Here is a 26,425-nt window from a genome sequence, read left to right as displayed (position 1 = left end):
GAAATGTCTTTGCCTGCGAAGGCGGGTGGTCAGGCGCGCTGCTTCAGTCGCTTCGCGGCAGCGGGATCGGGACGGCTTGCCCGCTGGCGAGGTTGAGGAAGGCGCCAGCGTGGCCGATGGAGCCGCGCCCGAGGAGATCGAACAAAAGCGCGAGAGCGTGGCTCGCCAGGACGCGGTTGACGAACAGCGATTGACGCTCGAGCGCCTCGGCAACCGAGCATGACGGGGCATTGTCGTCGGCCGAGCTTTCGTCTGCGAGTTCCGGGAAATATTCGAGCACGGTCGGAAGACGTCGGACGGCCTTGTCATTGGCACGGCCCGGGCAGCCGATAAGATATTGTCCGTCGGTCGCGCGATTTCCGAGATCCATCCAGTAGCTGGGCATGGATTTCCTCGCGCCAAGCGCCGAACCAATCGTGCGACGGGCCGAGGCGGTGTCGACGCAGGTGATGAGCATGTCGGCGTCTTCCACACCGATCGCGCCGGGTGCGCGACCATGAACCGCCTCCCAGGAGAGCCCGTGTGCGAGGTTGATCCTTTCGGTCAGTGTGCGCGCCTTCGAATTCCCTAGATCGCAGCGGTAGAAGGGCTGGCGGCCGAGATTGGCTTCGCTCACGGTATCATCGTCGACCACGGTGACATGCAGCGATCGGGAGGAGATCGCCCGCAGTGCCGTGTCCAGTGAGGCGAGACCCATCAACATCTGAGCGCCGTTCCCTCCGCAGCCGGCGAGCAGTATCCTTATGGTGCGATTGTCGAAGGCGGCGGGAAGATAGTGGCGGTCCTTGTGGTCAGGCTGCATCATCATCTCCTGAGAAAGGACTGCGCGGGACAGCCAGGAACAAGCCGTTGGCGCAGAGGCGCGACGCCATTTCCAGACCCTCCGCGTGGTCGAGCCGGCCGATCACGATCGCTATCTTCGTGGCATCGGCGTCGTCGGCATCGTCGGTGGCGCTGAAGAATGCACGACCGGATCCGTGGCTGTGAATGTCGCAGACGACATGCCAATCAGGCGCCAGGACAGGCGTGCGGTACACGAGGCGCGAAGGCGTTGCCTCGTCGATGGCGGGGAAATGCAACGAGAAGGCCTTGGTCGCCTCGTTCCAGAGCACGAACCCGGCGGCCTCGTTAGGCAAGGCCGCATAGAAATGCTCGAGAATGGACACAAGATGCTCGTGCGGGATCAGTCCGCACCGCAGATCGGCCCTTGGCTCGCCGGCGCTGCCATAGGGGAGATAAGCGGAGATCGGCGGCGTTAGAGGAACATCGAGCGCGAGCCAGGCCCGGCGCAGGATGAGCATGACACCGTCGTTCCCGATGGCGAGACCGTGGCCGGTGCGTGCGGCGCGAAGCGCATCGAGGGCGGGCGATCGCCCGTGGGGCGGAACCGGGTAGCAGGGTACAGCGGAGAGCACTGCAGCGGCTGTCGGATCATCGGCAAGCAGGGTCATCGCCGCGCGCTCGCAATAAGCTTCCCGACCGTCATCGGCTCGGCCGAAGCTGCCCGCGATGTTTGCCGGCCGCGGAAGGGCCTGAGACGGCGGACTGGAAAGCGGACCGCACGTCGCGCGGCGAGATCGTCCCAGAGCCTGACAAGTCCCCCCTTGCCGGTGACGGTCAGTTCCTGGCCCGTATTGGGGTGCGTCGACCAGGAGTCGAATACCGCGCGCTCGAATTCCGGGATGGATGCGATCGTCGGCGATTTCGGCTGCGGTATGTTCCCCCAGCAAAGCCGCCCGTCGACGTAGACATTGAGGACCGGCGAGTGCAGCAGCTCGGTGTCGGCGGTGGGGCGCTCGTCTGTCGGAAGAGCATAGACGCCAAGACCGGATCGGGTGGCGACAAACAGATGCGCCGGGTACGGGACCGGCAGGACCGTTCGCTCGGACAGGGCCTTGAGGCCGGCAGGCGGGCTCGACAGGGCGAAATAGGCTGAGCGCACCTGTGCGGGAATCCACCATGCGAGCATGTCGGGATGGGCAACCAGCACGTTGGCTGGCAGTATCTCGGGCAGGACGGTCCGACCAAGCGCCTCGGTCCATTGCCGCAAGTGCGCGCGCGTCAGCGGAGCTCCCGCGCCGATCGACGGCTGGCCTTCGTCATCGTGCCCTACCGCGTGGATGCTGGCAAAGGCCGGCGCATCCCGTCGGGTCGCACCGTAGGAATTGATGTTGCGGGGCGCGTCTCGCCTGTAGAGCAGGATGGCGTTGGTCAGCACCACGCCGCCACCGCTCGCTTCGAAATGGGTGCTATGGTCGGGCATGTCGGCCTCACAGATTGGTGGGATCCAGTTGGATCAGATGCTGGGCGGCGAGCAGGAATTGCGCGCCAAGCCGCAATGAGGTGAGCCAGTCGTCGATCCGACCCGCTTCCGGCAGCGGGCAGATTCCCGCGATGTCCATGAAGCCCATTTCCATGCCGTGGCGGCCGACATCGTCGAGTTCGGGCGCGAACTGCTCTGTGGGCACGAGCGTCAGCGGCGGCAATGACGAGCATTCCTCGAAGCCGGGGACGTATTGGTAGATGAGATCGATGTCGAAGTGCCAGGCATTGCGTTCCGGTTGCAGCCGCTTCAAGGCGCGCCGCGCATGGTGGAGGCTCCGCAGCTTCTGTTGCAGGCCGGTAGGGAGTTGCGCCGGTCGTGCGGCGTTCGCCGTGATCATCCAATCGGGGCGGCGGGCGTTCATCGTGGACGGCAGCGCCTGCTCCTCGAGGTCGGCCTCGTCCGCGCCATGGTAGTAGATCAGGGATTGACGGGCGCCTTCGTCTTCCGTCTCTCCGTCCCAATAGTACATGGCGATTTGGTCGAAGAGGTCCTGGTAGCCGAAGACCGGAAGCACGCAGCCCAGGTTTTGCTCGAGCGCGCGATAGGCAGCGGCGCGCCAGGAGATCGGCGCATCGCTGGTCTCGATCCACCCGAGGTCCATCTGCCCCATGCTGTCGCAGACGATGGCGATCGCCGGCGGGTCGCCGTCCTCGCCCTTCAGGACGGTCATCCGGAAGTCGGCGAGGTCGACCGGCGCGAGGATTTCAAGCACCGCTGCACCAAAGACCTGTTCGATGCGGCGACGGGCCTGCGCGCGGGTATATTGCCTCGGCGACGTTTCCCGTGCCGCGACCCAGCCGCCGATCAGCTTGTGATGCGGTCCCAGCGGATGGTCGAAGAGGGCGGGAATATCGTCGGAGAGCGCGACGGATCGTCCCGCGAGATCAGCCGAGGGGCGGGAGGCTGAGGCCCGGAGGCGGTTGAAGCGGTTCGGTGGCTTCGCTCGTGCGGTTTTCCGGGTCGAGGAGAAGCCGCGCGTGGAGGGCCTGGACGTGCGTGCTGCAGGCAGGCGAGGTGAAGTCGGTCGTGTCGCCATCGTCGGACTCGATCCATTGGAGGAGCGTCTTGCGGGGTGCTGCCGGAATGGCCGCGCGCTTGCCGTGGGGCATGATCAGCCCTTGGTGCCGACGGCGCGGCGATATTCGGTGACGTGTGCGGCGCCCGATACGCCGGCATCCGCGATCTCGGCGTTGAGGATCGCCGGATAGAGCGTGGCATGGTAGGCGCGCAGGCCTTCCGGGTCGTTCGCGAGGTGCGGCGGTACCGGAAGGTCGATGCCGTCATATCTATATGTGCGGGTGAGATGATTGATCTTCATGGATGCCTCCCGGCATGGTCGTGGGAAATTTCGAGTGAGGTCCGTCAGAAGAGGCTGGCGGGTTCGTCCGGCTTAGCGTTGGCCGGCGGACTGGTCGGGGCCGGAGCTTTCGCGGGAGTGGTGGACGTGGGCGTCCTGGCCGCGGCCTTCGCCTTCGCCGCCTCTGCAGCTGCGGTCCTCGCGGCTTCGGCCGCTTGCCGTTGCTCGGCGAGCTGGTCAGCAAGCGTCTTGCGCGTGGCAATGAGTTCCCCGAGCGCGCCGGCTGGCCCCTTGGCGAGTTCCGCATCGATTTCCGCAGCGCTCGCTGTGATCGAGATCGGCCGGGTCTCACCGGATTCGAGATTGGGACCCGAGCTTTCCGCCTTGCGGGGAATGACGGTCAGGGTGACGGTGTCGTCGGGGCCGGCAACGAGGTCGAAGCCGAGCGAGTACCGGGTGAGTAGCGGGAGCAGGTTTGAAATCAACATGGCTGGTATCCTTGTGTCGGAGCGCGTGGGCGCGGGTCAGGCGGCGATTTCCGTGATCGGAGGTTCGATTTGCGAGGCAACGCGGACCGGCGGCGGCCCATATTGGCCCTCGAGCGTCATGGCGCTCGGCAGGCGCCCGGACCAATCGAACCCGATTGCATTGAGCATGCTGGCCACGAGGTCGGATTTCTTGGAAGCGAGGCGCTTTGCGAACGCCTTCTGGCCCATATGCGCAACCAGGCCGCATTCCTGGGCGATGAATTTGAGTTCGTCCTTGGTGTAACGGTCGAGGAATCCCTGATCGACCTTCCAGGTGTCGCGCAGGTCGATTTCGAAGGCCCTCGCGAGGTCGGCGACATGCCCGAAGGTGAGGACGTCCTTGGCGTAGGCGGCGCCGATGACGGAAAGCACGTTTGCCGCGTGGCGGTCCGGCAGCGCGCGAATGGCCGCGATCTTGCCCTTGTAATCGAGGGTCGGGAAGGAGGCGCCGACCAGCAGGCCAGCGCGCGACGTCAGCGTATCGGCCTTGATTTGCGAGAGCGTGCCGGACATCGCGGCGACAAGGATCGCGGTGTGGGCGTACGAAGCATTGCCCGCGAGCGCCCGGGCGAGCGCGGTTCGCCATGTCGCCTCGCGAAGGTCGGTGGTGCGTCGTGCGATCGATTGGGCGGTGACGATCGGCTTTTGCACGGCCGATCCGCTGCTCACGGACTTGGCCGGCGTCGATGCTGTGGCCCCGCGTGTCTCGTTCCCGCTGGCGGATCCGGCGTCGTCGGCTGACGGTTCCTGAGAGTCAGCCGATTGCGTGGGTTCGTCGGCGGCGTCATCCTGTCCGCTATCATCGTCATCATCGACAGTGGAAGGAGCCGCGGTCCTTGCAGCAGCCGCGGCGCGTTCCTGCTCCCCGAGACGGACCTGTTCGACGGCTTCGGTCTTGAGCTGGAAGCATGTGGGATTGGTACAACTCCCGTCGTCGACATGGGTCTCGAAGAGGACGCGCTGCGTTCCCGAGTTGAACGGGCAGGTGGTGCATTCGGTTTTGTCGAAGCAGGCGTTGCCAAGGTTCTGCGTGACGCGCATGAGCAGCTCGCGCGTCTTTGCGACGTCGAGGCCGGCGGTCAGGATCGTTTGGAGGGCCTTGTCCTGCTTGTCCCCGGGCACGGCCGCAAGCAGTTCGGCGTGCCCGACCTTGATCCGGCGTTCATCGAGTGCGAGCTTGACGGTGTCGGAAAGGTCGGCGAGCGCCAGACGGCGATCGAGCTTGGCCCGGGACCAACCGAGCCGTCCTGCGGCATCGGCACGGTCGCCCTGGCACGCCGCGAGGTAGCGGACGGCGGCATCCGCTTGCTCGGTTTCCGAAGGGTCGTCACGGTCGTCATTCTCGGCGATCGCGGCTTCGAGTGCTTCCTGATCGGTCATTTCGCGGATGACGACAGGAACGTGACCGTCAGGACCATAGGCTTCAAGCGCGGCCCGGTACCGGCGTTCGCCGGCGACGATGGAGAAGACGTCGCCCTTCGGACGAAGCAGGATGGGCTGGAGCACGCCACGCAGCCGGATCGAGGCTACGAGATCATCATGCTTTTTCTGGTCGAAATAGCGGCGGGGGTTATCCCCCTTTACGATCCTGGAGAGTCGCAGCGTGGTCGGATAGGTCGGTTGCGGTACATCCATGGCTGATTTCCTCGTGGAATGTGACAGGCCCGTCCTGCCGGGCCGTGTGTGCGGCCGCTGCGGGTCGAGCTGTCGATGGCGAAGTCGTGCGGATCGATATCGGTCAGGTCATCGAATTGGTGGGGATGACGGCAACCTCGATCGGATCACCATTACCCCTCCCCCTTCCCTCCCGTGGCCGGAGAGCCCGGTGGGGCAGTCGTTTTCGAATGGGTTGAGCTTCCCCACGCCGAGCGTCGAGAAATCTCGCACGGTGCGGGTCACTTGCGCCGTTGGTTATCGCGTGATCACGCGGCGGGTGAGGTCGGGGATGCGAACATTGTCATAGGGACTGCTGACCGACATCTCGAGCGCGTCACGCCGGGCGCGATACCAGTCGGTGGCCTCGACCTTGTAGGTCGCGATTGCATAGGGCTCGCCGCCGCTTGAGAATTCGATCTCGACGGTGAAGCTGTGGAGCTCGATGTGCGAAGATGCGTGCATGGTGACTTCCTTTCGAAACGAAAAGGGCGGCTCCGACCGAGGTCGAAGCCGCCGAGCATGAGCGGGGTTGAAACTGGAGGGGCCGCCGCCGTGGTCCGCAGCTGATCGAGTGCGATCATGCCGAATGAGTTCGGAAATACATGCGAGTGGGATTTGCCCGTCGATGGCTATTTACGCGGGAACCGATCCGCCATGGGCCTTCTCCAGGACGATACTGCGCGGCCCAATAACCACGCCAACCATGACCGCCCTCCTCCCCTCCCTTTTTGACTCGCGCGATGAATTTCGGCACTTGTCGTCTACGCTTGCGCAAGTGAGCCCGGTTCAAGACCGCTATTTCCAGCCAGAAGAAGGACGTTGCATGGCCGAGACCGAAGAAGCGGGCGTCATGTCTTTGACCGTGACGCTACTCAGCGCTTATTTTGCGAACAACACCGTCCCAAGCAGCGAACTGCCTGCACTCGTCGAGGGCACACGACGGGCCCTGCTGGGCGGCGCACCAGTCGCTGCCTCGGCGCCCAAAGTGAAGACCGAGGAAGACGGGGTCGAAGTCCCCGCTCCCGCATCCGATTTCAGGCCGGCCGTGACGGTGGAGGAAAGCCTTGCCACGCCCGACCAGATCCTGAGCCTGATCGACGGGAAGCCATACAAGGCGCTCAAGCGTCATCTCTCGACGCATGGACTGACGCCGGCCGAATATCGCGCGCGCTATGGCCTGTCCACCGACTATCCGATGGTCGCGCCGGGCTATTCCGCAGCGCGGCGCGAAGTCGCGATGCGGCTTGGATTGGGTGGAAAGCGCAAGGGCGTGTCGCCGCCTCCAGCGCCCGAACCCGAAGCTGCGCCGGCAAGTGTCGCAGAAGCGGCAGCGCCGGTTGCTGTCGAGGTTCCTCCGGCAAAATCCGAACCCGTTCGGCGCGCTCGTGGAAAGGCTGCGCGGGCGGAAGCTGCGGCGGTCGCGCCCAAGAACGCCAAGCGTAAGGCGGCGAGTCGCGACGCCAAGCCCATTGCGGCCAAGGCCGCACCGAAGCCCAGACGGAGCCGGGCACCGAAGGCCGTCGACGCTGCAGCGACGCTACCGGATACAGCGCCCGTCGAGGCGCCTGCGGCCGGCTAGTGGTGAAAATCTTACGCTTGACACCCAAGCCGTCTCCGTCCGCTGTCGCCAACATTTCGGACGGTCGCAGGCGAGGTTCGGCTTCCTGATAGCTGCCGGTCATTCATTATCGGTAGTCGGTGCTTGGCGGCGGCATTCGCTGAAACTTCGATTGCGAGCGACCCGAGGGCGGCGCATCGAAAGATGCGCTTGAAACTAAGGTAGCAAAATGCTACCTCATGCCTCGGAGGTGATCCATGGCACAGTCCATCAAGCTTGGTGACGACATCATGAAGATCGTGCGTCGCGAATCCGAGTTGCAGAGCCGCTCGATCGCCGGCCAGATCGCCCATTGGGTGCGCATCGGCCGCGCTATCGAGAAATCCGGCAATTTCGATCATGCCCGCATCACCGCTGCGCTCGGCGGTGCCATCGAGACAACGGTCCTCACCGACGAAGAGAAGGACGTCTGGCTCGACAGCTTTGTCGAGAAAATGGGGCAACCCGGGTCTGACGAGGATGCTTTCTTTGCCCGGCGGCGACAGCTTGGGCTGGGTGTCGGTCTCGATGCGGCCGGCAACCTCGTGCGTGAGAAGGCCACCCGTAACGCATGAAGCCGACGATGATCGTGCTTGCCGGGCCGAACGGTGCCGGCAAGTCCACACTCTACGAGACCCGCATCGCGCCGAGTTTCGCAGGACCGTTCATCAACGCCGACATCATCCAGCGCGACGAACTGCGCGATCCGTCCCCAGCTGCATCTTACGAAGCGGCCAACATCGCTTCTTCGCGCCGGGCCGACTATCTCGCTCAGGGTCGGGATTTCGTGACCGAGACCGTCTTCTCGCATCCCTCCAAGCTTGAACTCATTGACGAAGCGCGCACCAGAGGTTTCACCGTCATCGTGATGCATGTCGGCGTCGATACTCCAGATCTCTCTGTCGCGCGTGTCGGCGCACGGGTCGAGGAGGACGGACATGTCGTCCCCGAGGACAAGATCCGTGCCCGTTATGTGCGCGGTACACCTTTCATCCGCGCCGCGGTCCTCAAAGCGGATCGCGGCATGGTCTTTGACAATTCCAGCCTCAACCAGCCGCCGAGCCATTGCCTGACATTCGCGAACGGGCGATTGGTCTTCGCGGTGCCGCGCCTGCCTGATTGGATCAGATCGGTTTATAAAACAGACCTTGAGATCTAGGGTCAGGGGCGGATGATGGCAGGCTAGCCAACATTCCGGTCGTTCGGGGCATCCTATGGGCTCGTCGAAAGCAGTCGCTCATTCATCCGCGAAATCAGAGATTCCGCCATTGCAAAAACAGGCTCGGGCGGCCTAGCCAAGACCATGCTGATGGATACCGGTTTCGATCATCTCACCCTCGAGGAACATGGTGCCGCGTTGTTCCGGGGCGCGGTTCTGCCCCATCTGAATGACTTGGAGGCCGTCCTAGCTTCACTCCCGGCAGAGCAAGCAGGTGTGCGGATCAGTGGATTTTCGGCTCTGGAAACCTACGTTGGATCAGGTGGACCGATTGGATTCGTGGCACGGCAGGCTTTAGGGGGCATGGGCAAGGCGGTCCGTGCTATCCTGTTCGACAAGACAGAGAGCACGAACTGGTCCCTCGCATGGCATCAAGATCGGACGATTTGCGTCCGGCACCAGGCGGATGTGGAGGGGTATGGCCCATGGTCGATCAAGGCCGGCCTGCATCATGTGGCACCGCCATTCGACCTCTTGGCGAGAATGGTCACGCTGCGCGTGCATCTCGACGATGTGCCCTCCACGAATGCGCCGCTGCTGATCGCACCGGGTTCGCATAAAATGGGACGCGTACGCGCCGACCATGTCGAGAGAGCAGTCCGTCTCTGTGGCACGATCGCCTGCACCGCTTTGGCTGGCGATATCTGGGCCTATTCCACGCCAATCCTCCATGCATCTGAGGCTGCCGTCAGGCCTAAGCGGCGGCGTGTGCTGCAGATCGATTTCAGCACTCAAGAACTGCCGGAAGGTCTCGCATGGTTGGGGGTTACATGATGCTCGATCGGCGATGGCGGTCGTGTTATCGAACATCGCCCACAATGACAGGAGGCCACGATGGCAAACAATCGCGACCCATTCGACCTGCCCTGCTTTCGAGCGCACGTCTAAGCGCCGCAAGGGCTATCCGTCCGAAACGAACGTGAAGCGCGGCTTGCGCTTTGTCCATGGTGACAAGGAGCTGGTCGAGAAGCTCGGACGCAACGATCCTTGCCCGTGTGGCTCGGGCCTCAGATTTCAAGCGGTGCTGTCTTGAGACGGGCTGCTTTCGATGGCGTCGAACGCCATGATTATTGGCGAGACTGATCTTGCCGGGGCTGGCGAAAGCCAGCCCCGCATCTGGCTCCGCCAACATCTCAGACATTCCGCCCGCCTCTTGGCCTTCCCGAACCTGTCCTTCGTTAAGGTAAGCAGATACGGCAACGTTCGGGTTGTTTGCGGACCGGCGTATCGCTAGCCGCCGTTAGCAAGCTTCCTCGACAAACGCCGTCGGGGACAAAACGCGCTTGGTTTCGTAACCGTTCTGATCCAAGATGGTATCATGAATGCGAAGAGAGCTACCGGGAGCCTGCGGTGCTTCGCGACGGTCGGCTCGGTTAAGTGCATGCGTGCATGAAGAACAGCTGGATTTCGACACTCATAACGTACTTGGAGACGAAACCCATTGCCGTCTTACGGCTCGACGCGGCCGATTGGTCCGCGCTTAGTGCGTCACGAAGAGGCGTCGGCGAGTTCACGATCGCGATCCCTCACAACGCATTCGCGTCGTTGAGGGCACCGACTCTATGCCTGCTGATCGCCGACACGACAAGTGGCGCTAGGATGATGGCTGGCGTGATCGGTAACCCGAGCGCGATCACCACGATTCAGTCGCGCGTGAAGCTCAAGCGGGTGTTCCCGATCGAGCCCTCGTCGCCGGATGGCCTGATCGGGCTCCTCAAGAACCCGACGCATGTCACGGCGCTTCAGACCAGGCTCGTGGAGAGAGAGCAGCTGACAATGCTTTCGGCGAAGCTGAGCGGTCACATCGTCGAGAGGCTCGCGACGATCGCGGACAACGATGTCGCGCTCCGATCTATCTCGGCGTCGCTGAGCGTTCCGCGTCGCGTGAGAGGAAACGCTGCACTTCAGGAACAGAGCCTTAGAACCGCGCTGCGCGCGTTCGGGTTGTCGTCCGACGCGCCGGCGGAAGTTGTCGAGCTTCTAGATGAAGATGAGACCGCAATCTCGCGCGTCACGGCGACGAAAATGGTGATTTTGGAACGATCGACACTATCGAATCCAGTCGGGACATGTGCATCCACGCCATCGAAGACGGCTTCGTTGAGCATGACGCCCGCTGGGTCCGCGGCATGGATTTGGTCGGAAGCGACGCAACCGGCCGTGCGACCTATACCCGCGGCGACGAGCGTCTTGAGGTCATCACCGCCAACCGCCGCCCGCTGGAGCACGCGCTCGGAGTCGACCTCGTTTACATCAACACTATCCAGCGCAACGTCGTGATGGTGCAGCATAAGATGCTCGAACCATCTGGAGGCGGCTGGGTCTATCGGCCCGACGAGCAGCTCGAGGAAGAGATCGCCCGGATGGGGGCGTTCGCGCGACCCGGGCGCGGGGATGGTACCGATTATCGGCTGCATCCGGGCGTGTTCTACCTGAAGTTCGTGAAGCGCAATGCGGCGATCCGGCAAGGTGGCGTCCTGCTGCCGCTCGATCACTTCCAATCTTTCGTCGCGACCCCAGCGAGCCGTGAGCCGCGCGGCGGGCTGTGCATCGACCACGATGCGCTCGGCGGACGCTACATGCGCGAACAGCCTTTCGTCGACTTGATCCGCGCAGGCTACATCGGGGCATACGCGAACGACACGACACAACTGCAGACGATCGTCGAGGCCATCCTGGTCGACGGCGGCGCCGTCGTCGCTGCGATACAGTCGGCCGCGGCACGGCCGCGATTGGCACATCACGATGACTGGTGAAACCGCACCAGCGGCTCGCATGCGCGGCGATGGCGAAGCGCTGGTTGAACGGATCGCATCGAGCGGGTACGCCTTCTTGCCGCGCCACGACGGCGACGCCGATGCTGCGAAGGTTGCTGCCGCTCTCGGCGAGCCGATCGTGCCCTGGAAGGGAACGCTCGTGCAGCAGCTCGTCCCACGCGCGATCTCTACGCCCAACACCTACAGCGGTATCTTCGGTCTCGGCCGCTTCCCATTCCACACCGACCTTGCGCACTGGCGACGGCCGCCACGCTACCTCATGCTCCGCTGCGTGAAGGGGTTCGTCGAAGTTCCCACTCTGCTGCTGGACGGGTGGGCGGTCGTAGATGCGGTGAAACGGGACATCATGGGCCGCGCCGTCGTCCGGCCGCGGCGCCCCCAATCGGGCGCCATGCGCCTGCTGCGCTTGTGGCAGGAGCATGGCGATGAGGGCGATCTGATCCGCTGGGACGACGTGTTTCTGAAACCGGCGAGCCGGATTGGTGAACTCGCCTTCGGCAAGGTTCGCGAGCACCTCGAGTCGGTCGTGTCCACACCACTCGCGATGGTCGAGACCGGCGACACGCTAATAATCGACAACTGGCGGATGCTGCATTCGCGTCCGCCTATGTCGCCTGGCTGCGAGGATCGGAGGCTGGAGCGCGTCTATTTGGGGAGGTTGAATTGAAGCAGACGGTTGGGCGCGGGGCGCTCGCCGCCACGTGGGATTCGCAGGCGCTCTACGACAAAGCCGCGCGGTACATGCAGCAGGTCGAGGGTCTTGACAGCGACGAGTGGGACTATGCGCTCTGGTCGAGCCTAGCGCTGGAGCTCTTGGCGCGCGCTGCACTGGCCAATGTCCACCCGGCGCTGCTCGCGGAGCCCGATAAGAACGGATCGAACCTCGTCAGCGCCCTCGGATTCGAGCCCATTGAGAAGAAGTTCTCGCCCAAGTCGATCACGGTGGCTGAGGTGTTCAGGCGCCTGGCTGCCATGCTGCCCGATTTTGCCGCTGAGCATGAGAGCTTCGGCATTCAGCATACCGGCCGCCGCAACGCCGAGCTGCACTCGGGCGAGATAGGCTTCGACGGTGTGAAGGGCTCATCGTGGCAGCCGCGGTTCTACCAGACCTGCTCGGTGCTGCTTGCCTCAATGGGAGTGACGCTCGAGGAGTTCGTAGGTGCCGATGAAGCGAAGGCGGCCGAGGCGATCATGGCGGCGGCTGCCGACGAGAGTGCCAAGGTGGTTAAGGGCGATGTCGAGGCGCACAGCAAGGTCTGGCAGGCGAAGGGGACGGACGAACGAGCCACGCTTACTGCACAGGCCCAGGTTTGGGCGACCCGCCAGGCAGGCCATCGAGTAGGGTGCCCTGCCTGCGGGTCGCAGGCGCTGGTCGTCGGCGGTCCCGTGACGGCGCCAGCGCGAAAGCTGGAAGGGGACGAAATCGTCGAGAAGCAGGAGTACCTGCCCAATCACTTCGAGTGTATCGCGTGCGGGCTGAAAATGACCGGCCTGTCCCGCCTCGCCGTGGTCGGCCTGGCCGGTCGCTACATCAAGACGCAGGTATACGATGCCGCCGAATACTACGCCCCCCCGGAGGATGAATATGCGGGGTACGAAGAGGACAACAATGAGCGTTGAGCCGCTCACAATCGCTCTTGACGCGTAAACAGGCCCAGAACCGCCGCCTTGGAGACGCTCCAGCCGATCGCCATTGTGTTCAAGCAATGGCGGCCTTCGCGTGGCTTGGCCAAGCCACGAAGCTAAGGCCTTTTCCAGTTATTGGATTTATATACCGTCTCGCCCTCTTCCGCGAAAACAAAACTCGTTGATGACCACATGTTCTTGCTGTTGCCATCGAACTTAGCTGCCTGATTAAGCTGGTTATAAACTCGGCTGGAGATGTAGGTATTATATCCTTCGTCCCTAACGTCTGAAAGTTTGGCCGAGAAGCTAGCTGCTTTTCCAATCCAGATCAGATCGTTATTGTCCCTTATTCCGGAGCGAACCGCGCGAACCTCTCCGACGTCGATACCCGAGCAATTTCGGATTTCGATGCCGTTATCGCTAATCGATTTGAACTGCTTGAATGCAGCCGGCTGTATAATCTTCCGAACGGCCCAATGAATTTCACGGCCACAATTCGATGCCGAGCTGTTCTTCGAATCGCCCATGAAGACGCCCATTACGCGGTCGCCGTCAAAGCTTCTCACATGACCGCCATGCTTAATGATGAGCCGCGTAGCGCAATCCAGAAATGCGCGAATGATCTTTGCAGTCGTCGTCCACGGGCATGTCTTCGAGAGCTTCGCCGAGCCCGCAAGATCGGCGTAGAGAAAGGCCGCCTCGATCTTAACAGCACCATCCTTCAGCGCCACGTCAGCTGTGGCAGGGACGACGCGCCCCTCTCGCTGCTCGAAATTGGAGCCGAAAAGCGTGTCGACACGCCCCTTCAAAAATGCTTCGTCCGTCGCCACCGATGTCCCCAAACGACCCTGCCAGCCGTGTGAATTAGCCGTTCATCGGCCCCAGGGCGACGATATGATCGCGCAACTTGTTGCAAGCTGGCCCCATCAGCGCCGCATTCTGTCCGCCCTTCTCGAACCGATATGGTATGGTTGTGATGCCAGCAAGGTCACTCGGCAGCTTCACATCCTTTCCCCTCGGCTCCATCAGAATCGCCCGCGTGCGCCCCAGACGGCCCATGAACAGACCGAGTTCGAAAATGACATTGTCGCGCGGTGCCGGCCACATTTCGTCACGGCTCTCAACAAAATCGTCTGCGTGCGCGATGGCGATGGCGAAGTCGGCGTTATCGACGGCCGCCTCCAGGTCGTCGATCGTGTAATTTGCCGCCTTGAAGCAGCCGGCCGTCCACAACTCGACGAAAAACGAATCGTGCTCGAATGCGGTCTCAATGATGCGTGCGATCGGGAGAGCCTCCACTGACGAAATGATGAAAACCCGCACCCTTTCGCGGTAGGCACCGATGTTCGAATTGCGCTGCAAAAGGCGCCTAGACAGTTCCTTCGCTATGGACAGATAAATCTGCGGAAACTGGCACCCGAGAGCGGAAAAAGCCGCCTCGGACAATTTCATTGCCACCACGACGTCCTCAGCGACGATGCTCGCAGATCGTGCCTGTGTCGGCTGGATCGCAGCCATCTCGCCAACATGGTCTCCGGCGGAGCGTTTGCCGATCCGGCGCCCGTTGACCACGACGTCGCAAACCCCCGAAAGGATGAGGAAAGCATCGTTCGAGTGGTCACCTTGCTGGATGATGACCTCATCGGCGGCGAACTCACACAGCTCGCCAGCGTCCGCCACTTGTGCCGCGAGTTCAGGTATGCCGGCCAGCATTTTCTGTCGGCTCAGTTCGTCGATGAGAATGCGCCTTCCAGAATCACCTTCGAACCGCTCGATCATTTTCCACTCCCTGTTTCATGCTGTGTGTGGCCACGCCGGAGCGGGCAATCCTTCATGGTGCCGCAGCACAGTTTCCCTTCAAAATCCGCCCAGAAGCGCCGCTCCTCGCGCTCGCGGTCGCGTACCGCCAATGCCAGCTCGACGGCCGCCTCAGCATGATCGCCGCAGTTCCGCAGGACCGTAGGCCTATGCCCGGTACCCGCCTCGCATATGCAACGACGCCGCAGGTTGACTGCTCGCGCAGCGTCCTCCCAAATCGAGTACAGCCACGCGCCGTCGGCCATTATCCGAAGACCATGCCCATGCGCCCCGTTCCCACGCCGTGCCACCGAGATCCGGTTTTGAGCCAGGTGCTCGATATATGCTGGTCCCAATCGAACGGCCGCCTTTTCGGCGCGAAGCTGGTGAATGGCGGCATCGCCATGTGCCCATGCTCGGTGATCGGGCCAGCGACCGAGGCGTGCGGCGCGTTCCTGCAGGCGCAGGAATTTCAGCAGACGCGCCCACCAGGTCCAAGCGCTGTCCTGGCTCATCACCTCGAACGGGTCGACCTTGGCCCAGCCAAGGCAGAAGGTTGAGTTCTCGTTGATATGGCGATCCGGGCAGAAAGCCGGTAGCCGCGTCGGGGCGGATTCGCGTGCTGATACAATATTGCCCGAGAGTTCCGCCGTGATGCTGTAGATCGGACTCCTGCCATCCGGCATCGGCACAGGGATGGTCACATCAAGTCGGTTGGGCAGCCGCTGCAAAACAACTGCCCCGAAATCGTCGGCAATCTCTGCCAGGAGCAGAATGCTATCGGCCTTCACGACCGCTGGCATATGGCTTGACGGCTACTTCTGCTGCCCTGGCGATCGCCGGCGCTGCGGTGGCATAGGCCGCCTTCTGCACGGCGCGGGCGGAAGCATCCTCATCCTCGGCCAACGCCTCGACTGCTTCGTTATAATCAAGGTTGGCGACCTTGCGGGCTGCACCAAAGAGGTTCTGCACGGCCTTAGTGGAAACGTCATAGGCCGCTTTGCCGATCGCCGTCTCGTTACCGTCGCATCGCCTTTGCTCTTCCTCGGAGGCAACCACGCCGCGACTGACCGAGCAGCGGACGCGATCCCCTTGCATACCTAATCGGGTTACGGTCATCGGGCCGAACTCGAAGCCGATGGCCAGGCCCAGGTTCGCGACATCTATGCCTTCTTCCTTCAACTTTTCCAGCGACAGCTCGAAGCTCGACCGCAGTGCTCCAGCGCACAGCGTTGCGGTTGTCACGCTTGCAGCGTTGTCAGTGGTCTGAGACGTGCCCTCCATCAGAAGTCCGTGCAGGCAATCGCCGACGAAGCGGATGCGGCGACCATCGAAATCCCGACTCAGGACACGGTCCAGTTCCGCGCGCACCACGTGGAGAACCCTCACGACATCCTCGGGGTCATTTTCGATATGGTCGGCCACATAGGCAGTGAACCCGTCTATGTCGGCATAAACCGATACCGCTTCCATTCGCCGTGAATTGGCGGGCGTCAGCGCACCAATGTCCAACGTGCGCAGGGGTGGGGTGTGCCGAGAGTGCGTATTCCGACGAAGCCGGCCACTTATTCCGACACGAAGCCGGCCACCATTCCGGCGCGAAGCCGACCACCATTCCGGCGCGAAGCCGGCCATTTGAGGGTGGCCCGTGCGGGTCATTTGGGTTGATTTCCTGATTTGGTATCGAGGTCAAGCATCTTGAAGCGGTGAGCCTCTTTTCCGGAGGCTCTCACCGCTCAGTTCGATGCGGTAAGCATTGTGTACGACGCGGTCCAGGATGGCATCGGCGAGCGTGGGATTTCCTATGATTTCGTACCAGCGATCCACGGGAACCTGGCTGGTGATGAGGATCGAGCCACGATCGTATCGGTCCTCGACGATCTCGAGCACGTCGCGGCGACGATCGGCGTTGAGCGCTTCTGGCCCCCAGTCGTCGATGATGAGCAGCGAAGCGCGCGACAGCGCCCGCAGCATCCGGGCATAGCGGCCGTCACTTCTGCCCAGCGTCAGCATGGCGAACAGCCTGGAGGCGCGGTGGTAGACGACCGAGAAGTCTTCACGGCAGGCTTTCTGGCCGAGCGCGCAGGCCAGGAAGCTCTTGCCGACACCGCACGGGCCGGTGAGCAGCAAGTTGCGCTTCGAACGGATCCAGTCGCACGAGCCGAGCTTGAGGAACAAGCTGCGGTCGAGACCGCGAGCTGCTTGGTAATCGACATCCTCGAGGCTGGCGTCCTGGCGCAGCCGCGCGGTCCTGGCTCGGCTTTCGAACCGCTTTTGACGCCGCACGGTGACCTCCTGGTCAAGTAGCAGGCCCAGCCATTCGGCATGGTCGAGCCCGCGGGCTTCGGGCTGGGCATCGAGACTCTGGAAGCCTTTGGCCATGCCGGTCAGGCCGAGTTCGTTGAGAAGATCGAGCGTTGGGTGAAGCAGCATTTCTGGATGTCCTTTCAAGACAAGTAACGGGCTTTCAATGGAAGTAGCGGGCACCGCGCACATTGGCGTGGCTATCCACGCTGCCGCCCTCCTGAGCGGGCGCAGCGAGATCGAGGTTGTGCGCAATGATGGAGGCGACGCTTTTGGAGTTCAGCGCGCCGGTCGCCAGGGCGTAGGCCGACACGCTCTCCGCGCGGCTGCTGGCCAATGTCTTGTAAAGGCGCAGCACGCCCAGGCATGTGCGAAAGCCCTGCTCGGGATGGGGGCGGCGCGACAGGATGGCGATAATCAGGCCTTCGGTGTCGGGGCCGATATCGGCGCCCCAACGGCAAAAGCGCTCGGGCGACCACTCGGCATAGTGGCGGTGGGCGCGCGGCATATGCTCGGTGTGCGTGCCGTGACGCGTGGCACTGCCATAGCGGCGCTGATGAGCGGCAACGCGCTTGCCGCGGTGGAAGAGTTCGATCGTGCGCGTTGTAATGCGGGCATCAACCTGCTCGCGGATCAGCGCGTGGGGAACCGAGTAGTAGAAGCTCTCGATCTCGACGTGGTAATCAAGCCCAGTGCGGACCAGCCGCCATTCGGCATATTCATATTCGGCTGACGGCAATGCCCGCAGCGCCGGCCGTTCCAGGCTCTCGAGCAGATCCGTCCGGCTGACACCGAGCTTGCGCATCGGGCGGGTGTTCATCCACGTCATCACCTCGGCGATCGCCGCGTTGGCTTCATCCAGCGAGAAGAAGATCTGGTTGCGAAGCCGGCCGATAATATAGCTTTGCGCGAAGCGCACTCCAGCCTCCACGGATGCTTTGTCCCGGGGCTTTCTTGGGCGCGTCGGCAGCACTCCGACGTCGTAATGCGCGGCCATCCGGCCGTAGCTGCGGTTGATCTCAGGATCGTAAAACGACGCCTTGTTCACCCCGCTTTTGAGATTATCCGGGACCAGGAGGCGCGGAACACCGCCGATGTGCCGGAACAGCCGAACGTGCGAGCCGATCCAGTCCGGCAGCGTTTGCGACCAGGTCACCTCGGCGAAGGTGTAGTTCGACGCCCCCAGCACCGCGACAAAGATCTCCGCCATCCGGATCTCGCCAGTCGCCGGATCGCTGATCCCCAGCCGCTTGCCGGAATAATCGACGAACAGCTTGTCGCCGGCGACATGATGTTGCCGCATCACCGGCGACAGACGTTGCTGGAAAGCCCGCAAAAGCTCGCAAAACCGCGAGTAGCCGTAGCCGTCGGGACAGGTCTGCCGATACTCGTCCCACAAGATCACCATCGTGACCGCCGGCCGCCTGAGCTCGCGAACGAGCTGGCCCCAATCCGGCTCCGGGCGCTTGCGCACACCAAAGCGGGCCCCGCCACCGAACCGCGCAAACAGCCGCGCTTCCAGCACCTCGTCGGTGAGATCATCAGGCAGCGGCCACGACAGCTTCGCTGCCGCCGCGCGCTTCAGGGCGTCCTGCACCGTGCTGCGCGCCACGCCCACCGCGCGCACGATCTCGCGCGCCGATGCCCCTTCGTGATGCAAGCGCATGATGCGCCGTAAATGTCGCATGGTCAGCATTCTCCTGGCCGGCATCGAGCCCTCCTGTCCTCGTCAAAGGACCAGGCTCTTGCCTCAGTTGCTGACCCGCACGGGTACCCTCAATCGTCCCTGCCGGCTGGCCGGCTTCATGTCGGAACGGTGGCCGGTTTCACATCGGAGAGGTGGCCGACTTCAGTCCGGAATGGTGGCCGGCTTCACGTCGGAATCCCTGGCCGGCTTCGATCGGAATTCGCACCGAGAGAATGCAAATGAGCCGATCGGGTTCTTTTCGAGGTCCTCGCGCCACTCCTTGACGATCTGGTCCCTGTCAGTGTCGAGGTCGGCCTCTTCCTGCGAGATAGCAATCTCCGCAACCGTCAGCGCGGAACCGGCTGGCTTATCCACCTCCGCCAGTCCGATCGCTGCGCGCGCCTCGTTGGTGAGATAGATCCCTTTGGCGCTGCCGCCTCCGGACATCTTGGCCGCATGGTTCGCCGGCCGCCCGAGGAAAAGCGGTTCGCGTCCCCCGCTGCGGCCGTTATTGACCGCAAGCGCCTCGCCGGTGTCGATTCCGATCCGCACCTTGGCTGCGGGAATCTGTTCGTCATCGTCGCCGGTCTCGTCCAGCACGTCGATGATCAACTGGCCCATAGCGACCGCGCGATGGACGCGCATTGCCTCGTCGCTCTCCTCGGTTCCGTAAGGTTTCGTGACCAGCGCGTGGAGACGCTGATTGTGGAAGTCCACGCGACGCGCCTCGCAGGATGCGATGATGCGCCGAACCGCCCGAAAGTGCAGATTCAGAAAGCGCAGCGTGCGACGATGGCAGGTTTCACCCTCCTGCGTGGTGACATTGAGCATATCGTTCAGATTGAGGATGTCGGCGTAAAGATGTACGCTGTCGACCCGATACGCCTTGTTCGTCGGGATATTCTCCAACGAGGTCTCGCGCTTGTAGTCAACGATCGTGACCGTCTCGACGTCCGCAATCTTCTTCGCGATATGGTCCAACGCGCGGTCGTGCTTCCAGTCGTTCGCCATGTTAAGCTCCTTTCAACTTGACGAGCGATGCTTCCAGGGTTGCAAGCCGCAGCCAAATCGTCATTCATCAACATAAGCGGGCGGGATCGGTCATTCGGACGCGGCCGCGTCCGAATTCCGCAGGATCATCGCTTATAGGGGCGAGGGGGATAGCGGCGTGCATGAAACGGTAGACATGGTCGGTGCTGATGAGGATGACGCCCCCCTGTCCGTTGAAGAGGCGCGCGTCCGTCTCAATAGCCTCTCAAACGGCGAGGCAAACAAGCTTATCCAGATTTCGAAATGGTTCGCGAACCGTTGCGAGGTTGCAGCCGAGGATCTGCGTCAGGAAGCGATCGTCCGCGTTCTCAGTGGTAGCCGACAATGCCGGCGTGGCGCCGATTTCGTCCGGTTCCTGGCGGGTGTGATGCGGAGCCTGGTATCTGCCGAAAGCGAAGCGAAAAAGGCGGGTGCACGGCCGGTCCTCGTCGTGCTCGACAGCGAGAACGGACATGACCTCGCCGACAACGCTCCTTCCCCTGAGCATTTGGTCGCATCGCGCATGGATGACGGTCAGACCCTCGCGGAAATCGATCGGATCATCGCGGATGACGAGCAACTCCAATTGCTGGTCGAGGGTTTGGCCGACAACATGATCGGCGCAGATCTCGAAGCGCTGCTCGGTGTGGATGTGAAGGGTCTGGCTGCGGCGCGCAAGCGACTGAAGCGACGTTTGTTGAACGAATTTCCCGAAAGGATGGGATGATGAGCGTGGGCGATAATAAGTCGATGCGATTGTCGATCCTTGACGACTTCATGGTTGAAGAGATCCTGGCCGCTGAAGGCGACGCCACGGCCGCCGATGGCGAAGCGCTCCGGCGCGACATCGAGCGGGCGGAGTTGCTCGCGCGGAAATCGCGTCTCAAGGCGCTACGGGAGGAGATCGACAAGGAGCGATCGACATCGAGCGTCGTACAATTTGATAGCGAGCGTATGAGGGCCAAGTTGAAGGCTATAGGAAGTGCTGCAGCGTCGCCGGTGACGATGGCGGCACGCAGCGGGAACACGGTCGACGATGATGATCTGAATGGCCTTCTGGAGGATCTGGCCGAACTAGAACAGGACTCCGAAGCAAGAGACAACGAGTGATCGGGCGTGTTTCGGCAGCCGAAACCACGCTCCAAGAACTTGGCGTAACCGAGCCATCAGAGATCGACGTCGAGGTAGTGGCGCGATACTTGGGCGCCAAAGTCAAATATCGTTCCCTGAAATCCTGCGAAGCGCGAATTGTGGGGCACGCCGACAGGGCCATCATCACAGTGGACACACGGGCGACCGATCGACGGAAGCGGTTCTCGGTTGCCCATGAACTGGGGCATTGGCACCACCACCGGGGGCAGTGCCTGATCTGTCGGAGCACTGACATCGACAAGCCGACGAGCGACGAGCGCCGCGAACGGCGATCGAACCCGGAACTGCAAGCTGATGCCTATGCAGCAGACTTGCTCCTTCCAGGCTATATTTTCCGACCGCTTGTCAGTGATCTGGATCGGATAACCCTGGCGGGAATCCGTGAACTGGCTACCCTGTTCGATGCCAGCGTCACCGCAACCGCCATCCGTGCATTGGGCACCAACCGGTTTCCCGCACTTCTCGTTTGTCACGGGCAGGATGGGCGAAAATGGTTCAGGCGACCTCCTGTCGTACCGGACCGATGGTTTCCGCGAGCCGACCTGCAACCCGAAAGCACCGCTTTCCCGCTGCTATTCAAGAATGGCATCGAACCAAAACAACCAAAGCGGGTCAAGGCTTCCGCTTGGTTCGACACATACACAGCGGATCGATTTACTTTGCTCGAGCAGCCGTTCGGCCTCCCGAACAGTCAGGTCGCAACGCTGCTTGTACTTGATGATGTCGCAATGCTGTCCCAGTAGATTCGCCCAATGGCAGCTCTCAAATAAGGCTCCACAACGGAAGAACGGCCGAAATCGGGCGCCGAGCGGACGAGCTAACCTCAAGGCGGCTCGATGTCAGCTTTCCACCTCGTTCGAACCAAGAGCGGACTTTCCGGACTGTCCGCCGAAGCGGTCAGACCGTTCACCACCATTCATTGTCGTTCCGCCATGCCTGGCCGGGTGCCAAGCGTCAGGTTTGACCACTAGCTCGCCAGCCTCTTCATTCGCTCCCCTCCCAATCGCAGCACGTCGTTCCAGTCCTTGAAGCCCATCGGCGGGTATTCGGTCTCGATGATGCGTTCAGGCATCGCGTAGGCCTCGATCGCGCTCGCGGCGCCGATCTCGCCCGCTATGTCATTGTCTGGGAAGAGGACGACCCGCCTCACGTAATCAGGTATCGCAACCTGGTGCAGACGGTCGCTGCCCAGCGTCGCCCATACCGGAATGCCGAACAGGATCATCGCCGAGAGCGCGGTCTCGATGCCCTCGGCAAGACCAAGAACGAATGTCGCTGGAGCGAGCATCACGGCGGCGCGATCGGGCCGCCCGAGCATCATCCTTGGATCGGACAGGTCGCGGGCGCGTCGTGCGTCATCGCGGTCGAAGAAGGTCCGCTGGATCGCCACGAAGCGCCCTTCGGGGTGGGAACCGCCGTCGTGCAGCGCCGCGATCATTGCGGGACGGAAATCTACCGCCTCGGCTTGGCCTAGAGGTGTGCGGGGATGGAAACGGAGCGCGCGCGGCAGAATGGCAATCCGACGGCGCCGTAAGTATAGTTCGGCCGGCGTCCCGCTGAGCGGCCGAGCATCGTCCCAAACGCGTTGCGCACGCTGGCGCCGCCACAAATCCTTTCCTATGGCTGAGGACGCCTTTGCGGCTTTCTCGACATGGTGAAGGGCATTTTCGTCGAGGCGCAGGATCTCGTGGATGACGTCACGCGTGTCGCAACCGGCGAAGCATTTGAAGAGCAGCGCATGGTCCCCGACCCGCACCGAGAGGCTCGGAGCCCGGTCGGCGTGCGCGGGGCATAGGCACATGGCCCCACCGGGCTTCCATGTGCCGCCGAGCCGTTTAACGATGTCGGAACCGATCGCCTCTAATTCCGGGCTTCGGTTGTTGCTGGTGCGTGCCATGGGGATATCCGAGCGAATGGCCCAGCCGCTTTCGGTCCCCGGGGCGAAGTCTCAACGACGGCTTGGACGGACAGGCGGTTCAGGCAAGTGCTGGCGATTGCAGGGCTGAAGCAGCCTTGAAATCATCCGGCAACCCTGCTCTCCCTCCCCTCCCGAACGGCGCTCGCGCCGCTATCCCGATCAACGCTCCGTCAATGAGCCTCGGCACCCGGAGCCGACACTGGTATCCACAGGTAGCGAAACCTGCCGGCCATGACGCCTAGATCAGAATAGTCCCGCCAGACGAGCGGGTACCGGCCAGTCAGCTGCAGAGGGACATCTCGTCCCCTGATCGTTCCGGCGCCGGCGCTGGCGCCCCATTGGAGTGTCCCGGCGAGTTCCTTCGCCTCGGCAATATCGAAGGCCGCATCGACCGTATCGGTGCGCCGGCGGGGTTGCCAATAAGCAGAGTCGTTTGAAACGACCAGAACGGCAGCGCCGTGGTTTGTCCGGCGAACGAAGGCCTCCATTCGCGCGACATCCTTGCAGACATCATGGCGCCGAATGTCATGGGCGCTCTGCTGGCGGAGTGTAAATCGCTCTCCGTTGACCTCGGCAACAAGCCCCTTGCAGAGATATTTCAACTCCAGAGCAAAGGGTCGCTCCCCAAGGAGGAGGACATCGATCGCTCCGCGCAGGTCACCGCCAAGCGGATATTCCAATCGGACCTGCTTGTGTGGTTGGCGCAAGCGCAGCTCCATGGCGAGTTCGTGCTGGAGATCGGCCTCTGAACAGAAGACCGGACGCCGCCTGGCCATTTCGGACATGATCTGGTCGATCTCGATCAAGGTAAGCTCCATAACCACATCGAGCGCGGCATCTATACCGAGCACCGTTAAGCGAGCGTAGCACGGCGAGGAATCACCATCTGGCGCAGACAGGACAAAGTGAGCCGCATGCGCGAACGGTCCAACGGCGATTGTCGCGCATGCGTTTGGCTGATGCAATGCATTGCTTCATGAACGCCCCACTCGAACTCAGAGCCCGATTTAGCGGCCCCCACATAATCATCCAGAATGGATCAATGCAGTCCGGAAGTCATTTACGGGCAAGAACTTACAATATGGCGCGTGGAGACATGAGATTCTTTCTCGCCTGAGAAAGGAGCGTGTCATGCCCATTCGCCCTAAGATGATTCCCGTCGGTTCCCGCCCGTCCGACAAGTCGGATCGGGAGCAGCTGAAATGATGGAGGGTTCGCGCATCACAGCCACCGTAAACAGGTGCAGCATGGTCGATTTTGCAGAACAGGTGCAGCGGTTGCGAGCAGATGAGTTCGGCCGGGACTTATTTACGATTCCCGCATTCGAGATGCTCCTCGATCTCTATACCTGCAGGAGTCGCCAGCCGCGTTCGCTGACCGCTCTAACAGCAGCATCGAGCGCATCGGAACGGAATTCGCAACGGATCGTCCACCGACTGGCTCAACGCGGGCTGGTCAAACTCCGACGCGATCCGAACGATGGCCGAAGGATCCTTGTCGAGCTGGAGCCGGCGGCGAGAGAATTGCTCGACCGCTTCTTTGACCGGTTGGTCGAACTCGTCGCGGTTCCGCCGGCGCGCAAGCAGAACGAGGGCTGATGAGGCGATGCAGATGGGAAAATGGGAGTTCCCTTCTTGTAGCGCCTTGCAACCATCTGGAAATCGTTGCAGAGTTTTCGCGCAGCGCGGGAAACGGCTGGGGACCGCCTGCAGGATAAACCTTCCAGGCATGGCAACGTGTCCATCCATGACGGTTGGGCGCACGCATTGGACGCTATTGCCCGCCACCCTTGGGTGGTCCTGTCATGCTGCCTTCGCTACTTTTCTGGCGTCGCCCTTTGGCGCGCTTCGCCCTCCAAACGTGCGCGTAGACCAATGTTTCGCGGCAACGGGGATGATGGCATCTGCGCGCGTGCGTCTGCACGCTATGAAGATCGCCAGTTCGAAGCCGTTTATCGAAGGGAGGCGCCGAAGCTGCTTTCCTTTCTCAAGCGGCGCATCTGGCTCGAGGAGGACAGGCATGATCTGGTGCAGGAGGCTTTCACGAGGCTGGTCGCTTCGCGATCCACCGCCGCCTTGAGCAATCCCGGGGCTTATTTGCAGGGCATTGTTCGACATCTCCTGGCCGATCGCGTGCGCGCCTGGACCAAGGCACAATCCTTCGATCCCGTGGTATATTCGGCCGGCGAGGAGATTGCCGGGCCGGACGCCATCGCGGAAATGAACGAGATGCGGCACCGCTATCGACTGGCTGTCGAGCGCCTCCCGCCAAGGACGAAAGAGGTATTTTTGTTACATCGCGCTGAAGAACTCGGGTATAGGCAGATAGCCGAACAACTCGATATCAGTATCCGGACCGTGGAGTGGCATGTGGCGGAGGCCATTGTGCGCATTGGCAAGATTATCGGAAATGCCCATGGCTGAAGATGAGATGCCGGAGGCTATGCCGAGGATGGACCAGCAGATGCGTGAGGCATCCCTGTGGTTCGCCAGGATGCGGGGTCCTGATGCTGAGGAGTGGCGCGCCCAGTTCGAGCAGTGGCTCGCCCTCGGGGCATCGCATCGAGGCGCATACAACGAAGCCGGCGAGATATTCGCATTGGGGCGCTTCATGGCGGCTCAGGACGAAGAGCAAACCGGTGAAGCCAACGACAATGAAGAGAGCGGACGCGCTTGGAAATGGGTGGCAATCGCAGCCAGTCTCCTCCTGACCGTCGGTATCGGAGGATGGATCGCAAAGGTGGAGTTACCAGGGGCTGGAGACGCTCCGGTTCAGGTGGCACAGCCCAAGGTTGATCAAGCGGTCGAGCGCCAGCACTATGCGACGCTGAACGGTTCCCGAAGGACGGTGCGGCTCGCAGATGGTTCGTCGGTCGATCTCGATCCCAACAGTGAACTCCTCACGAGCTTCAGCACTGGTCGGCGCGAGTTGAAGCTCGAACGTGGTCGTGCCCGCTTTGATGTTGCGCATGAGACGCGCCCCTTTGTCGTCCTAGCTGGTGGAGGAAGCGTGACTGCACGCGGGACGATCTTCGACGTCAGTCTAGATCGCTATGAGCGCGTAACCGTTAGGCTGCTGCGCGGTGCAGTCGACGTCGAACGCCCCAGCACTATCAAGGGAACGACCGGCCGGACAGCCGTGGCGCGTCTTGAACCGGGCGAGACCCTCAGCTTCGCGGCTATCACGCCGACCGTGCTTCGATCCGCGCCGGGAAGAGCCGAGCTTCAGCCTATAGCCCCGCTACCGGCCATCTCGGCCGTGCGTGAGTATGAGCGCACGCCCCTCGCTGCGGTCGTGGCCGAAGCCAACATGGATTCTACAGCCGCTATCCGTCTGGGCGATCCGAGTATCGGGACGTTGCGCGTTAGCGGCCGATTCCGGGTAAATGATGCCGATCAGGTCGCCGACCGACTTGCAACTCTGTTCGATCTTGAAGTCGAAAGGACCAAACCGGACGAGATCACGCTGCGGAAGCGATAACCGAAAACTTTTTTGTCCCTTACCCCGTAGGTT

31 protein-coding genes are annotated in these 26,425 nt (G+C 62.2%); 14 read left to right on the top strand and 17 right to left on the bottom strand.

Annotated elements, in window-relative coordinates; all coding sequences use genetic code 11:
• Positions 1-43 precede the first annotated feature (43 nt).
• The 8 genes from WFP78_RS09420 to WFP78_RS09385 form a co-directional block, all read right to left on the bottom strand.
• Positions 44-802, bottom strand: coding sequence for a PRTRC system ThiF family protein (locus WFP78_RS09420; RefSeq protein WP_043152525.1), 759 nt, complete (start codon positions 800-802; stop codon positions 44-46).
• The gene (locus WFP78_RS09415) at positions 792-1,451 is read right to left on the bottom strand and encodes a PRTRC system protein A (protein ID WP_336960998.1); all 660 of its coding nucleotides are present in this window, start codon (positions 1,449-1,451) and stop codon (positions 792-794) included. Before WFP78_RS09415 ends, WFP78_RS09420 begins: the two co-directional genes overlap by 11 nt.
• On the bottom strand, positions 1,448-2,263 hold the full coding sequence (locus tag WFP78_RS09410) for a PRTRC system protein B (protein ID WP_336960995.1): 816 nt from the start codon (positions 2,261-2,263) through the stop codon (positions 1,448-1,450). The genes WFP78_RS09415 and WFP78_RS09410 overlap by 4 nt, the downstream gene beginning before the upstream one ends.
• A gap of 7 nt (positions 2,264-2,270) precedes the next feature.
• Positions 2,271-3,362, bottom strand: a complete 1,092-nt coding sequence (locus WFP78_RS09405; protein ID WP_336960992.1) for a hypothetical protein — start codon at positions 3,360-3,362, stop codon at positions 2,271-2,273.
• Positions 3,363-3,437: 75 nt separating this feature from the next.
• Positions 3,438-3,644, bottom strand: a complete 207-nt coding sequence (locus WFP78_RS09400) for a PRTRC system protein C (protein ID WP_336960989.1) — start codon at positions 3,642-3,644, stop codon at positions 3,438-3,440.
• Between the two features lie 44 nt (positions 3,645-3,688).
• Positions 3,689-4,111, bottom strand: coding sequence for a PRTRC system protein E (locus WFP78_RS09395; protein WP_336960986.1), 423 nt, complete (start codon positions 4,109-4,111; stop codon positions 3,689-3,691).
• Between the two features lie 36 nt (positions 4,112-4,147).
• Positions 4,148-5,785: a PRTRC system ParB family protein gene (locus WFP78_RS09390; RefSeq protein WP_336960983.1), complete on the bottom strand. Its 1,638-nt coding sequence runs from the start codon at positions 5,783-5,785 to the stop codon at positions 4,148-4,150.
• Between the two features lie 276 nt (positions 5,786-6,061).
• Positions 6,062-6,268 (bottom strand): hypothetical protein, encoded by a 207-nt coding sequence (locus WFP78_RS09385; protein WP_336960980.1) that lies wholly within the window; start codon positions 6,266-6,268, stop codon positions 6,062-6,064.
• 361 nt (positions 6,269-6,629) lie between these two features.
• Between WFP78_RS09385 and WFP78_RS09380 the strand changes: the two genes are divergently transcribed.
• From WFP78_RS09380 to WFP78_RS09350, 8 genes are all read left to right on the top strand, one after another.
• Positions 6,630-7,385 (top strand): Ros/MucR family transcriptional regulator, encoded by a 756-nt coding sequence (locus tag WFP78_RS09380; RefSeq protein WP_336960978.1) that lies wholly within the window; start codon positions 6,630-6,632, stop codon positions 7,383-7,385.
• A gap of 236 nt (positions 7,386-7,621) precedes the next feature.
• Complete coding sequence (locus WFP78_RS09375; protein WP_336960975.1) at positions 7,622-7,978, top strand: ParD-like family protein; 357 nt, start codon at positions 7,622-7,624, stop codon at positions 7,976-7,978.
• A gap of 8 nt (positions 7,979-7,986) precedes the next feature.
• Positions 7,987-8,562 carry an ATPase gene (locus WFP78_RS09370; RefSeq protein WP_336960972.1) on the top strand — a complete coding sequence of 192 codons (576 nt, stop codon included), beginning with the start codon at positions 7,987-7,989 and terminating at the stop codon, positions 8,560-8,562.
• Between the two features lie 144 nt (positions 8,563-8,706).
• On the top strand, positions 8,707-9,396 hold the full coding sequence (locus WFP78_RS09365) for a phytanoyl-CoA dioxygenase family protein (RefSeq protein WP_336960969.1): 690 nt from the start codon (positions 8,707-8,709) through the stop codon (positions 9,394-9,396).
• A complete protein-coding gene (locus tag WFP78_RS23405) occupies positions 9,293-9,655 on the top strand; it encodes an SEC-C metal-binding domain-containing protein (RefSeq protein WP_419722943.1) in 363 nt (120 codons plus the stop codon). Before WFP78_RS09365 ends, WFP78_RS23405 begins: the two co-directional genes overlap by 104 nt.
• Positions 9,656-10,691: 1,036 nt before the next feature.
• On the top strand, positions 10,692-11,378 hold the full coding sequence (locus tag WFP78_RS09360; protein ID WP_336960966.1) for a hypothetical protein: 687 nt from the start codon (positions 10,692-10,694) through the stop codon (positions 11,376-11,378).
• Positions 11,368-12,066, top strand: a complete 699-nt coding sequence (locus tag WFP78_RS09355) for a Fe(II)-2OG oxygenase family protein (protein WP_336960964.1) — start codon at positions 11,368-11,370, stop codon at positions 12,064-12,066. Before WFP78_RS09360 ends, WFP78_RS09355 begins: the two co-directional genes overlap by 11 nt.
• Complete coding sequence (locus WFP78_RS09350) at positions 12,063-13,019, top strand: hypothetical protein (protein WP_336960961.1); 957 nt, start codon at positions 12,063-12,065, stop codon at positions 13,017-13,019. Before WFP78_RS09355 ends, WFP78_RS09350 begins: the two co-directional genes overlap by 4 nt.
• A 122-nt stretch (positions 13,020-13,141) precedes the next feature.
• Here the strand turns inward: WFP78_RS09350 and WFP78_RS09345 are convergent, their stop codons facing one another.
• The 7 genes from WFP78_RS09345 to WFP78_RS09315 form a co-directional block, all read right to left on the bottom strand.
• Positions 13,142-13,855, bottom strand: a complete 714-nt coding sequence (locus WFP78_RS09345) for an adenylate/guanylate cyclase domain-containing protein (RefSeq protein WP_336960959.1) — start codon at positions 13,853-13,855, stop codon at positions 13,142-13,144.
• A 34-nt stretch (positions 13,856-13,889) separates the two neighbouring features.
• On the bottom strand, positions 13,890-14,804 hold the full coding sequence (locus tag WFP78_RS09340; RefSeq protein ID WP_336960956.1) for a TIR domain-containing protein: 915 nt from the start codon (positions 14,802-14,804) through the stop codon (positions 13,890-13,892).
• Positions 14,801-15,613 carry an E2 domain-associated cysteine-rich protein gene (locus WFP78_RS09335; RefSeq protein ID WP_336960953.1) on the bottom strand — a complete coding sequence of 271 codons (813 nt, stop codon included), beginning with the start codon at positions 15,611-15,613 and terminating at the stop codon, positions 14,801-14,803. Before WFP78_RS09335 ends, WFP78_RS09340 begins: the two co-directional genes overlap by 4 nt.
• A complete protein-coding gene (locus tag WFP78_RS09330; RefSeq protein ID WP_336960951.1) occupies positions 15,600-16,295 on the bottom strand; it encodes an adenylate/guanylate cyclase domain-containing protein in 696 nt (231 codons plus the stop codon). The genes WFP78_RS09335 and WFP78_RS09330 overlap by 14 nt, the downstream gene beginning before the upstream one ends.
• A 216-nt stretch (positions 16,296-16,511) precedes the next feature.
• Entirely contained in the window at positions 16,512-17,255 is a 744-nt protein-coding gene (istB, locus tag WFP78_RS09325; RefSeq protein ID WP_336960785.1) for an IS21-like element helper ATPase IstB, read from the bottom strand.
• A 34-nt stretch (positions 17,256-17,289) separates the two neighbouring features.
• A complete protein-coding gene (gene istA, locus WFP78_RS09320) occupies positions 17,290-18,837 on the bottom strand; it encodes an IS21 family transposase (RefSeq protein WP_336960783.1) in 1,548 nt (515 codons plus the stop codon).
• Between the two features lie 138 nt (positions 18,838-18,975).
• Positions 18,976-19,824: an adenylate/guanylate cyclase domain-containing protein gene (locus WFP78_RS09315; RefSeq protein ID WP_336960948.1), complete on the bottom strand. Its 849-nt coding sequence runs from the start codon at positions 19,822-19,824 to the stop codon at positions 18,976-18,978.
• Between the two features lie 175 nt (positions 19,825-19,999).
• Here WFP78_RS09315 and WFP78_RS09310 point away from each other — a divergent pair, with 175 nt between their 5' ends.
• Genes WFP78_RS09310 through WFP78_RS09300 form a run of 3 tightly spaced genes read left to right on the top strand, consistent with a single transcriptional unit; the run spans position 20,000 to position 21,737 of the window.
• Positions 20,000-20,569 carry an RNA polymerase sigma factor gene (locus WFP78_RS09310; RefSeq protein WP_336960946.1) on the top strand — a complete coding sequence of 190 codons (570 nt, stop codon included), beginning with the start codon at positions 20,000-20,002 and terminating at the stop codon, positions 20,567-20,569.
• Positions 20,569-20,952 (top strand): hypothetical protein, encoded by a 384-nt coding sequence (locus WFP78_RS09305; protein WP_336960943.1) that lies wholly within the window; start codon positions 20,569-20,571, stop codon positions 20,950-20,952. The genes WFP78_RS09310 and WFP78_RS09305 overlap by 1 nt, the downstream gene beginning before the upstream one ends.
• Positions 20,949-21,737, top strand: coding sequence for an ImmA/IrrE family metallo-endopeptidase (locus tag WFP78_RS09300; protein ID WP_336960942.1), 789 nt, complete (start codon positions 20,949-20,951; stop codon positions 21,735-21,737). Before WFP78_RS09305 ends, WFP78_RS09300 begins: the two co-directional genes overlap by 4 nt.
• A gap of 224 nt (positions 21,738-21,961) precedes the next feature.
• Here WFP78_RS09300 and WFP78_RS09295 read toward each other — a convergent pair whose 3' ends face one another.
• Together WFP78_RS09295 and WFP78_RS09290 are read right to left on the bottom strand one after the other, a co-directional pair.
• On the bottom strand, positions 21,962-22,891 hold the full coding sequence (locus WFP78_RS09295) for a DUF7146 domain-containing protein (protein WP_336960940.1): 930 nt from the start codon (positions 22,889-22,891) through the stop codon (positions 21,962-21,964).
• A 191-nt stretch (positions 22,892-23,082) separates the two neighbouring features.
• Positions 23,083-23,718, bottom strand: a complete 636-nt coding sequence (locus WFP78_RS09290) for a hypothetical protein (protein WP_336960938.1) — start codon at positions 23,716-23,718, stop codon at positions 23,083-23,085.
• A gap of 441 nt (positions 23,719-24,159) precedes the next feature.
• Here WFP78_RS09290 and WFP78_RS09285 point away from each other — a divergent pair, with 441 nt between their 5' ends.
• From WFP78_RS09285 to WFP78_RS09275, 3 genes are all read left to right on the top strand, one after another.
• Entirely contained in the window at positions 24,160-24,510 is a 351-nt protein-coding gene (locus WFP78_RS09285) for a helix-turn-helix domain-containing protein (protein WP_235209798.1), read from the top strand.
• A gap of 276 nt (positions 24,511-24,786) precedes the next feature.
• On the top strand, positions 24,787-25,335 hold the full coding sequence (locus WFP78_RS09280; protein ID WP_048577931.1) for an RNA polymerase sigma factor: 549 nt from the start codon (positions 24,787-24,789) through the stop codon (positions 25,333-25,335).
• On the top strand, positions 25,328-26,392 hold the full coding sequence (locus WFP78_RS09275; protein WP_336960933.1) for a FecR family protein: 1,065 nt from the start codon (positions 25,328-25,330) through the stop codon (positions 26,390-26,392). The genes WFP78_RS09280 and WFP78_RS09275 overlap by 8 nt, the downstream gene beginning before the upstream one ends.
• Positions 26,393-26,425 lie beyond the last annotated feature (33 nt).

This window comes from Sphingobium aquiterrae (assembly GCF_037154135.1).
Taxonomy (GTDB): Bacteria; Pseudomonadota; Alphaproteobacteria; order Sphingomonadales; family Sphingomonadaceae; genus Sphingobium; species Sphingobium aquiterrae.
Note: the sequence above shows the minus strand (reverse complement) of the source record. Positions and strands in the feature narration are given on the sequence as shown.

What these genes read in the sequence shown, in the direction of transcription:
- WFP78_RS09400 (WP_336960989.1), bottom strand. Translation starts at nt 3,644, where the DNA reads ATGAAGATCAATCATCTCACCCGCACATATAGATATGACGGCATCGAC.
- WFP78_RS09285 (WP_235209798.1), top strand. Translation starts at nt 24,160, where the DNA reads ATGGTCGATTTTGCAGAACAGGTGCAGCGGTTGCGAGCAGATGAGTTC.
- istB (WP_336960785.1), bottom strand. Translation starts at nt 17,255, where the DNA reads ATGCTGCTTCACCCAACGCTCGATCTTCTCAACGAACTCGGCCTGACC.
- WFP78_RS09375 (WP_336960975.1), top strand. Translation starts at nt 7,622, where the DNA reads ATGGCACAGTCCATCAAGCTTGGTGACGACATCATGAAGATCGTGCGT.
- WFP78_RS09295 (WP_336960940.1), bottom strand. Translation starts at nt 22,891, where the DNA reads ATGGCACGCACCAGCAACAACCGAAGCCCGGAATTAGAGGCGATCGGT.
- WFP78_RS09360 (WP_336960966.1), top strand. Translation starts at nt 10,692, where the DNA reads ATGTGCATCCACGCCATCGAAGACGGCTTCGTTGAGCATGACGCCCGC.
- WFP78_RS09315 (WP_336960948.1), bottom strand. Translation starts at nt 19,824, where the DNA reads ATGGCGAACGACTGGAAGCACGACCGCGCGTTGGACCATATCGCGAAG.
- WFP78_RS09420 (WP_043152525.1), bottom strand. Translation starts at nt 802, where the DNA reads ATGCAGCCTGACCACAAGGACCGCCACTATCTTCCCGCCGCCTTCGAC.
- WFP78_RS09280 (WP_048577931.1), top strand. Translation starts at nt 24,787, where the DNA reads ATGTTTCGCGGCAACGGGGATGATGGCATCTGCGCGCGTGCGTCTGCA.
- WFP78_RS09410 (WP_336960995.1), bottom strand. Translation starts at nt 2,263, where the DNA reads ATGCCCGACCATAGCACCCATTTCGAAGCGAGCGGTGGCGGCGTGGTG.
- istA (WP_336960783.1), bottom strand. Translation starts at nt 18,837, where the DNA reads ATGCCGGCCAGGAGAATGCTGACCATGCGACATTTACGGCGCATCATG.
- WFP78_RS09395 (WP_336960986.1), bottom strand. Translation starts at nt 4,111, where the DNA reads ATGTTGATTTCAAACCTGCTCCCGCTACTCACCCGGTACTCGCTCGGC.
- WFP78_RS09365 (WP_336960969.1), top strand. Translation starts at nt 8,707, where the DNA reads ATGCTGATGGATACCGGTTTCGATCATCTCACCCTCGAGGAACATGGT.
- WFP78_RS09415 (WP_336960998.1), bottom strand. Translation starts at nt 1,451, where the DNA reads ATGACCCTGCTTGCCGATGATCCGACAGCCGCTGCAGTGCTCTCCGCT.
- WFP78_RS09305 (WP_336960943.1), top strand. Translation starts at nt 20,569, where the DNA reads ATGAGCGTGGGCGATAATAAGTCGATGCGATTGTCGATCCTTGACGAC.
- WFP78_RS09385 (WP_336960980.1), bottom strand. Translation starts at nt 6,268, where the DNA reads ATGCACGCATCTTCGCACATCGAGCTCCACAGCTTCACCGTCGAGATC.
- WFP78_RS09355 (WP_336960964.1), top strand. Translation starts at nt 11,368, where the DNA reads ATGACTGGTGAAACCGCACCAGCGGCTCGCATGCGCGGCGATGGCGAA.
- WFP78_RS09390 (WP_336960983.1), bottom strand. Translation starts at nt 5,785, where the DNA reads ATGGATGTACCGCAACCGACCTATCCGACCACGCTGCGACTCTCCAGG.
- WFP78_RS09380 (WP_336960978.1), top strand. Translation starts at nt 6,630, where the DNA reads ATGGCCGAGACCGAAGAAGCGGGCGTCATGTCTTTGACCGTGACGCTA.
- WFP78_RS09310 (WP_336960946.1), top strand. Translation starts at nt 20,000, where the DNA reads ATGGTCGGTGCTGATGAGGATGACGCCCCCCTGTCCGTTGAAGAGGCG.
- WFP78_RS09370 (WP_336960972.1), top strand. Translation starts at nt 7,987, where the DNA reads ATGATCGTGCTTGCCGGGCCGAACGGTGCCGGCAAGTCCACACTCTAC.
- WFP78_RS09405 (WP_336960992.1), bottom strand. Translation starts at nt 3,362, where the DNA reads ATGGCGACACGACCGACTTCACCTCGCCTGCCTGCAGCACGCACGTCC.
- WFP78_RS09330 (WP_336960951.1), bottom strand. Translation starts at nt 16,295, where the DNA reads ATGGAAGCGGTATCGGTTTATGCCGACATAGACGGGTTCACTGCCTAT.
- WFP78_RS09275 (WP_336960933.1), top strand. Translation starts at nt 25,328, where the DNA reads ATGGCTGAAGATGAGATGCCGGAGGCTATGCCGAGGATGGACCAGCAG.
- WFP78_RS23405 (WP_419722943.1), top strand. Translation starts at nt 9,293, where the DNA reads ATGCATCTGAGGCTGCCGTCAGGCCTAAGCGGCGGCGTGTGCTGCAGA.
- WFP78_RS09340 (WP_336960956.1), bottom strand. Translation starts at nt 14,804, where the DNA reads ATGATCGAGCGGTTCGAAGGTGATTCTGGAAGGCGCATTCTCATCGAC.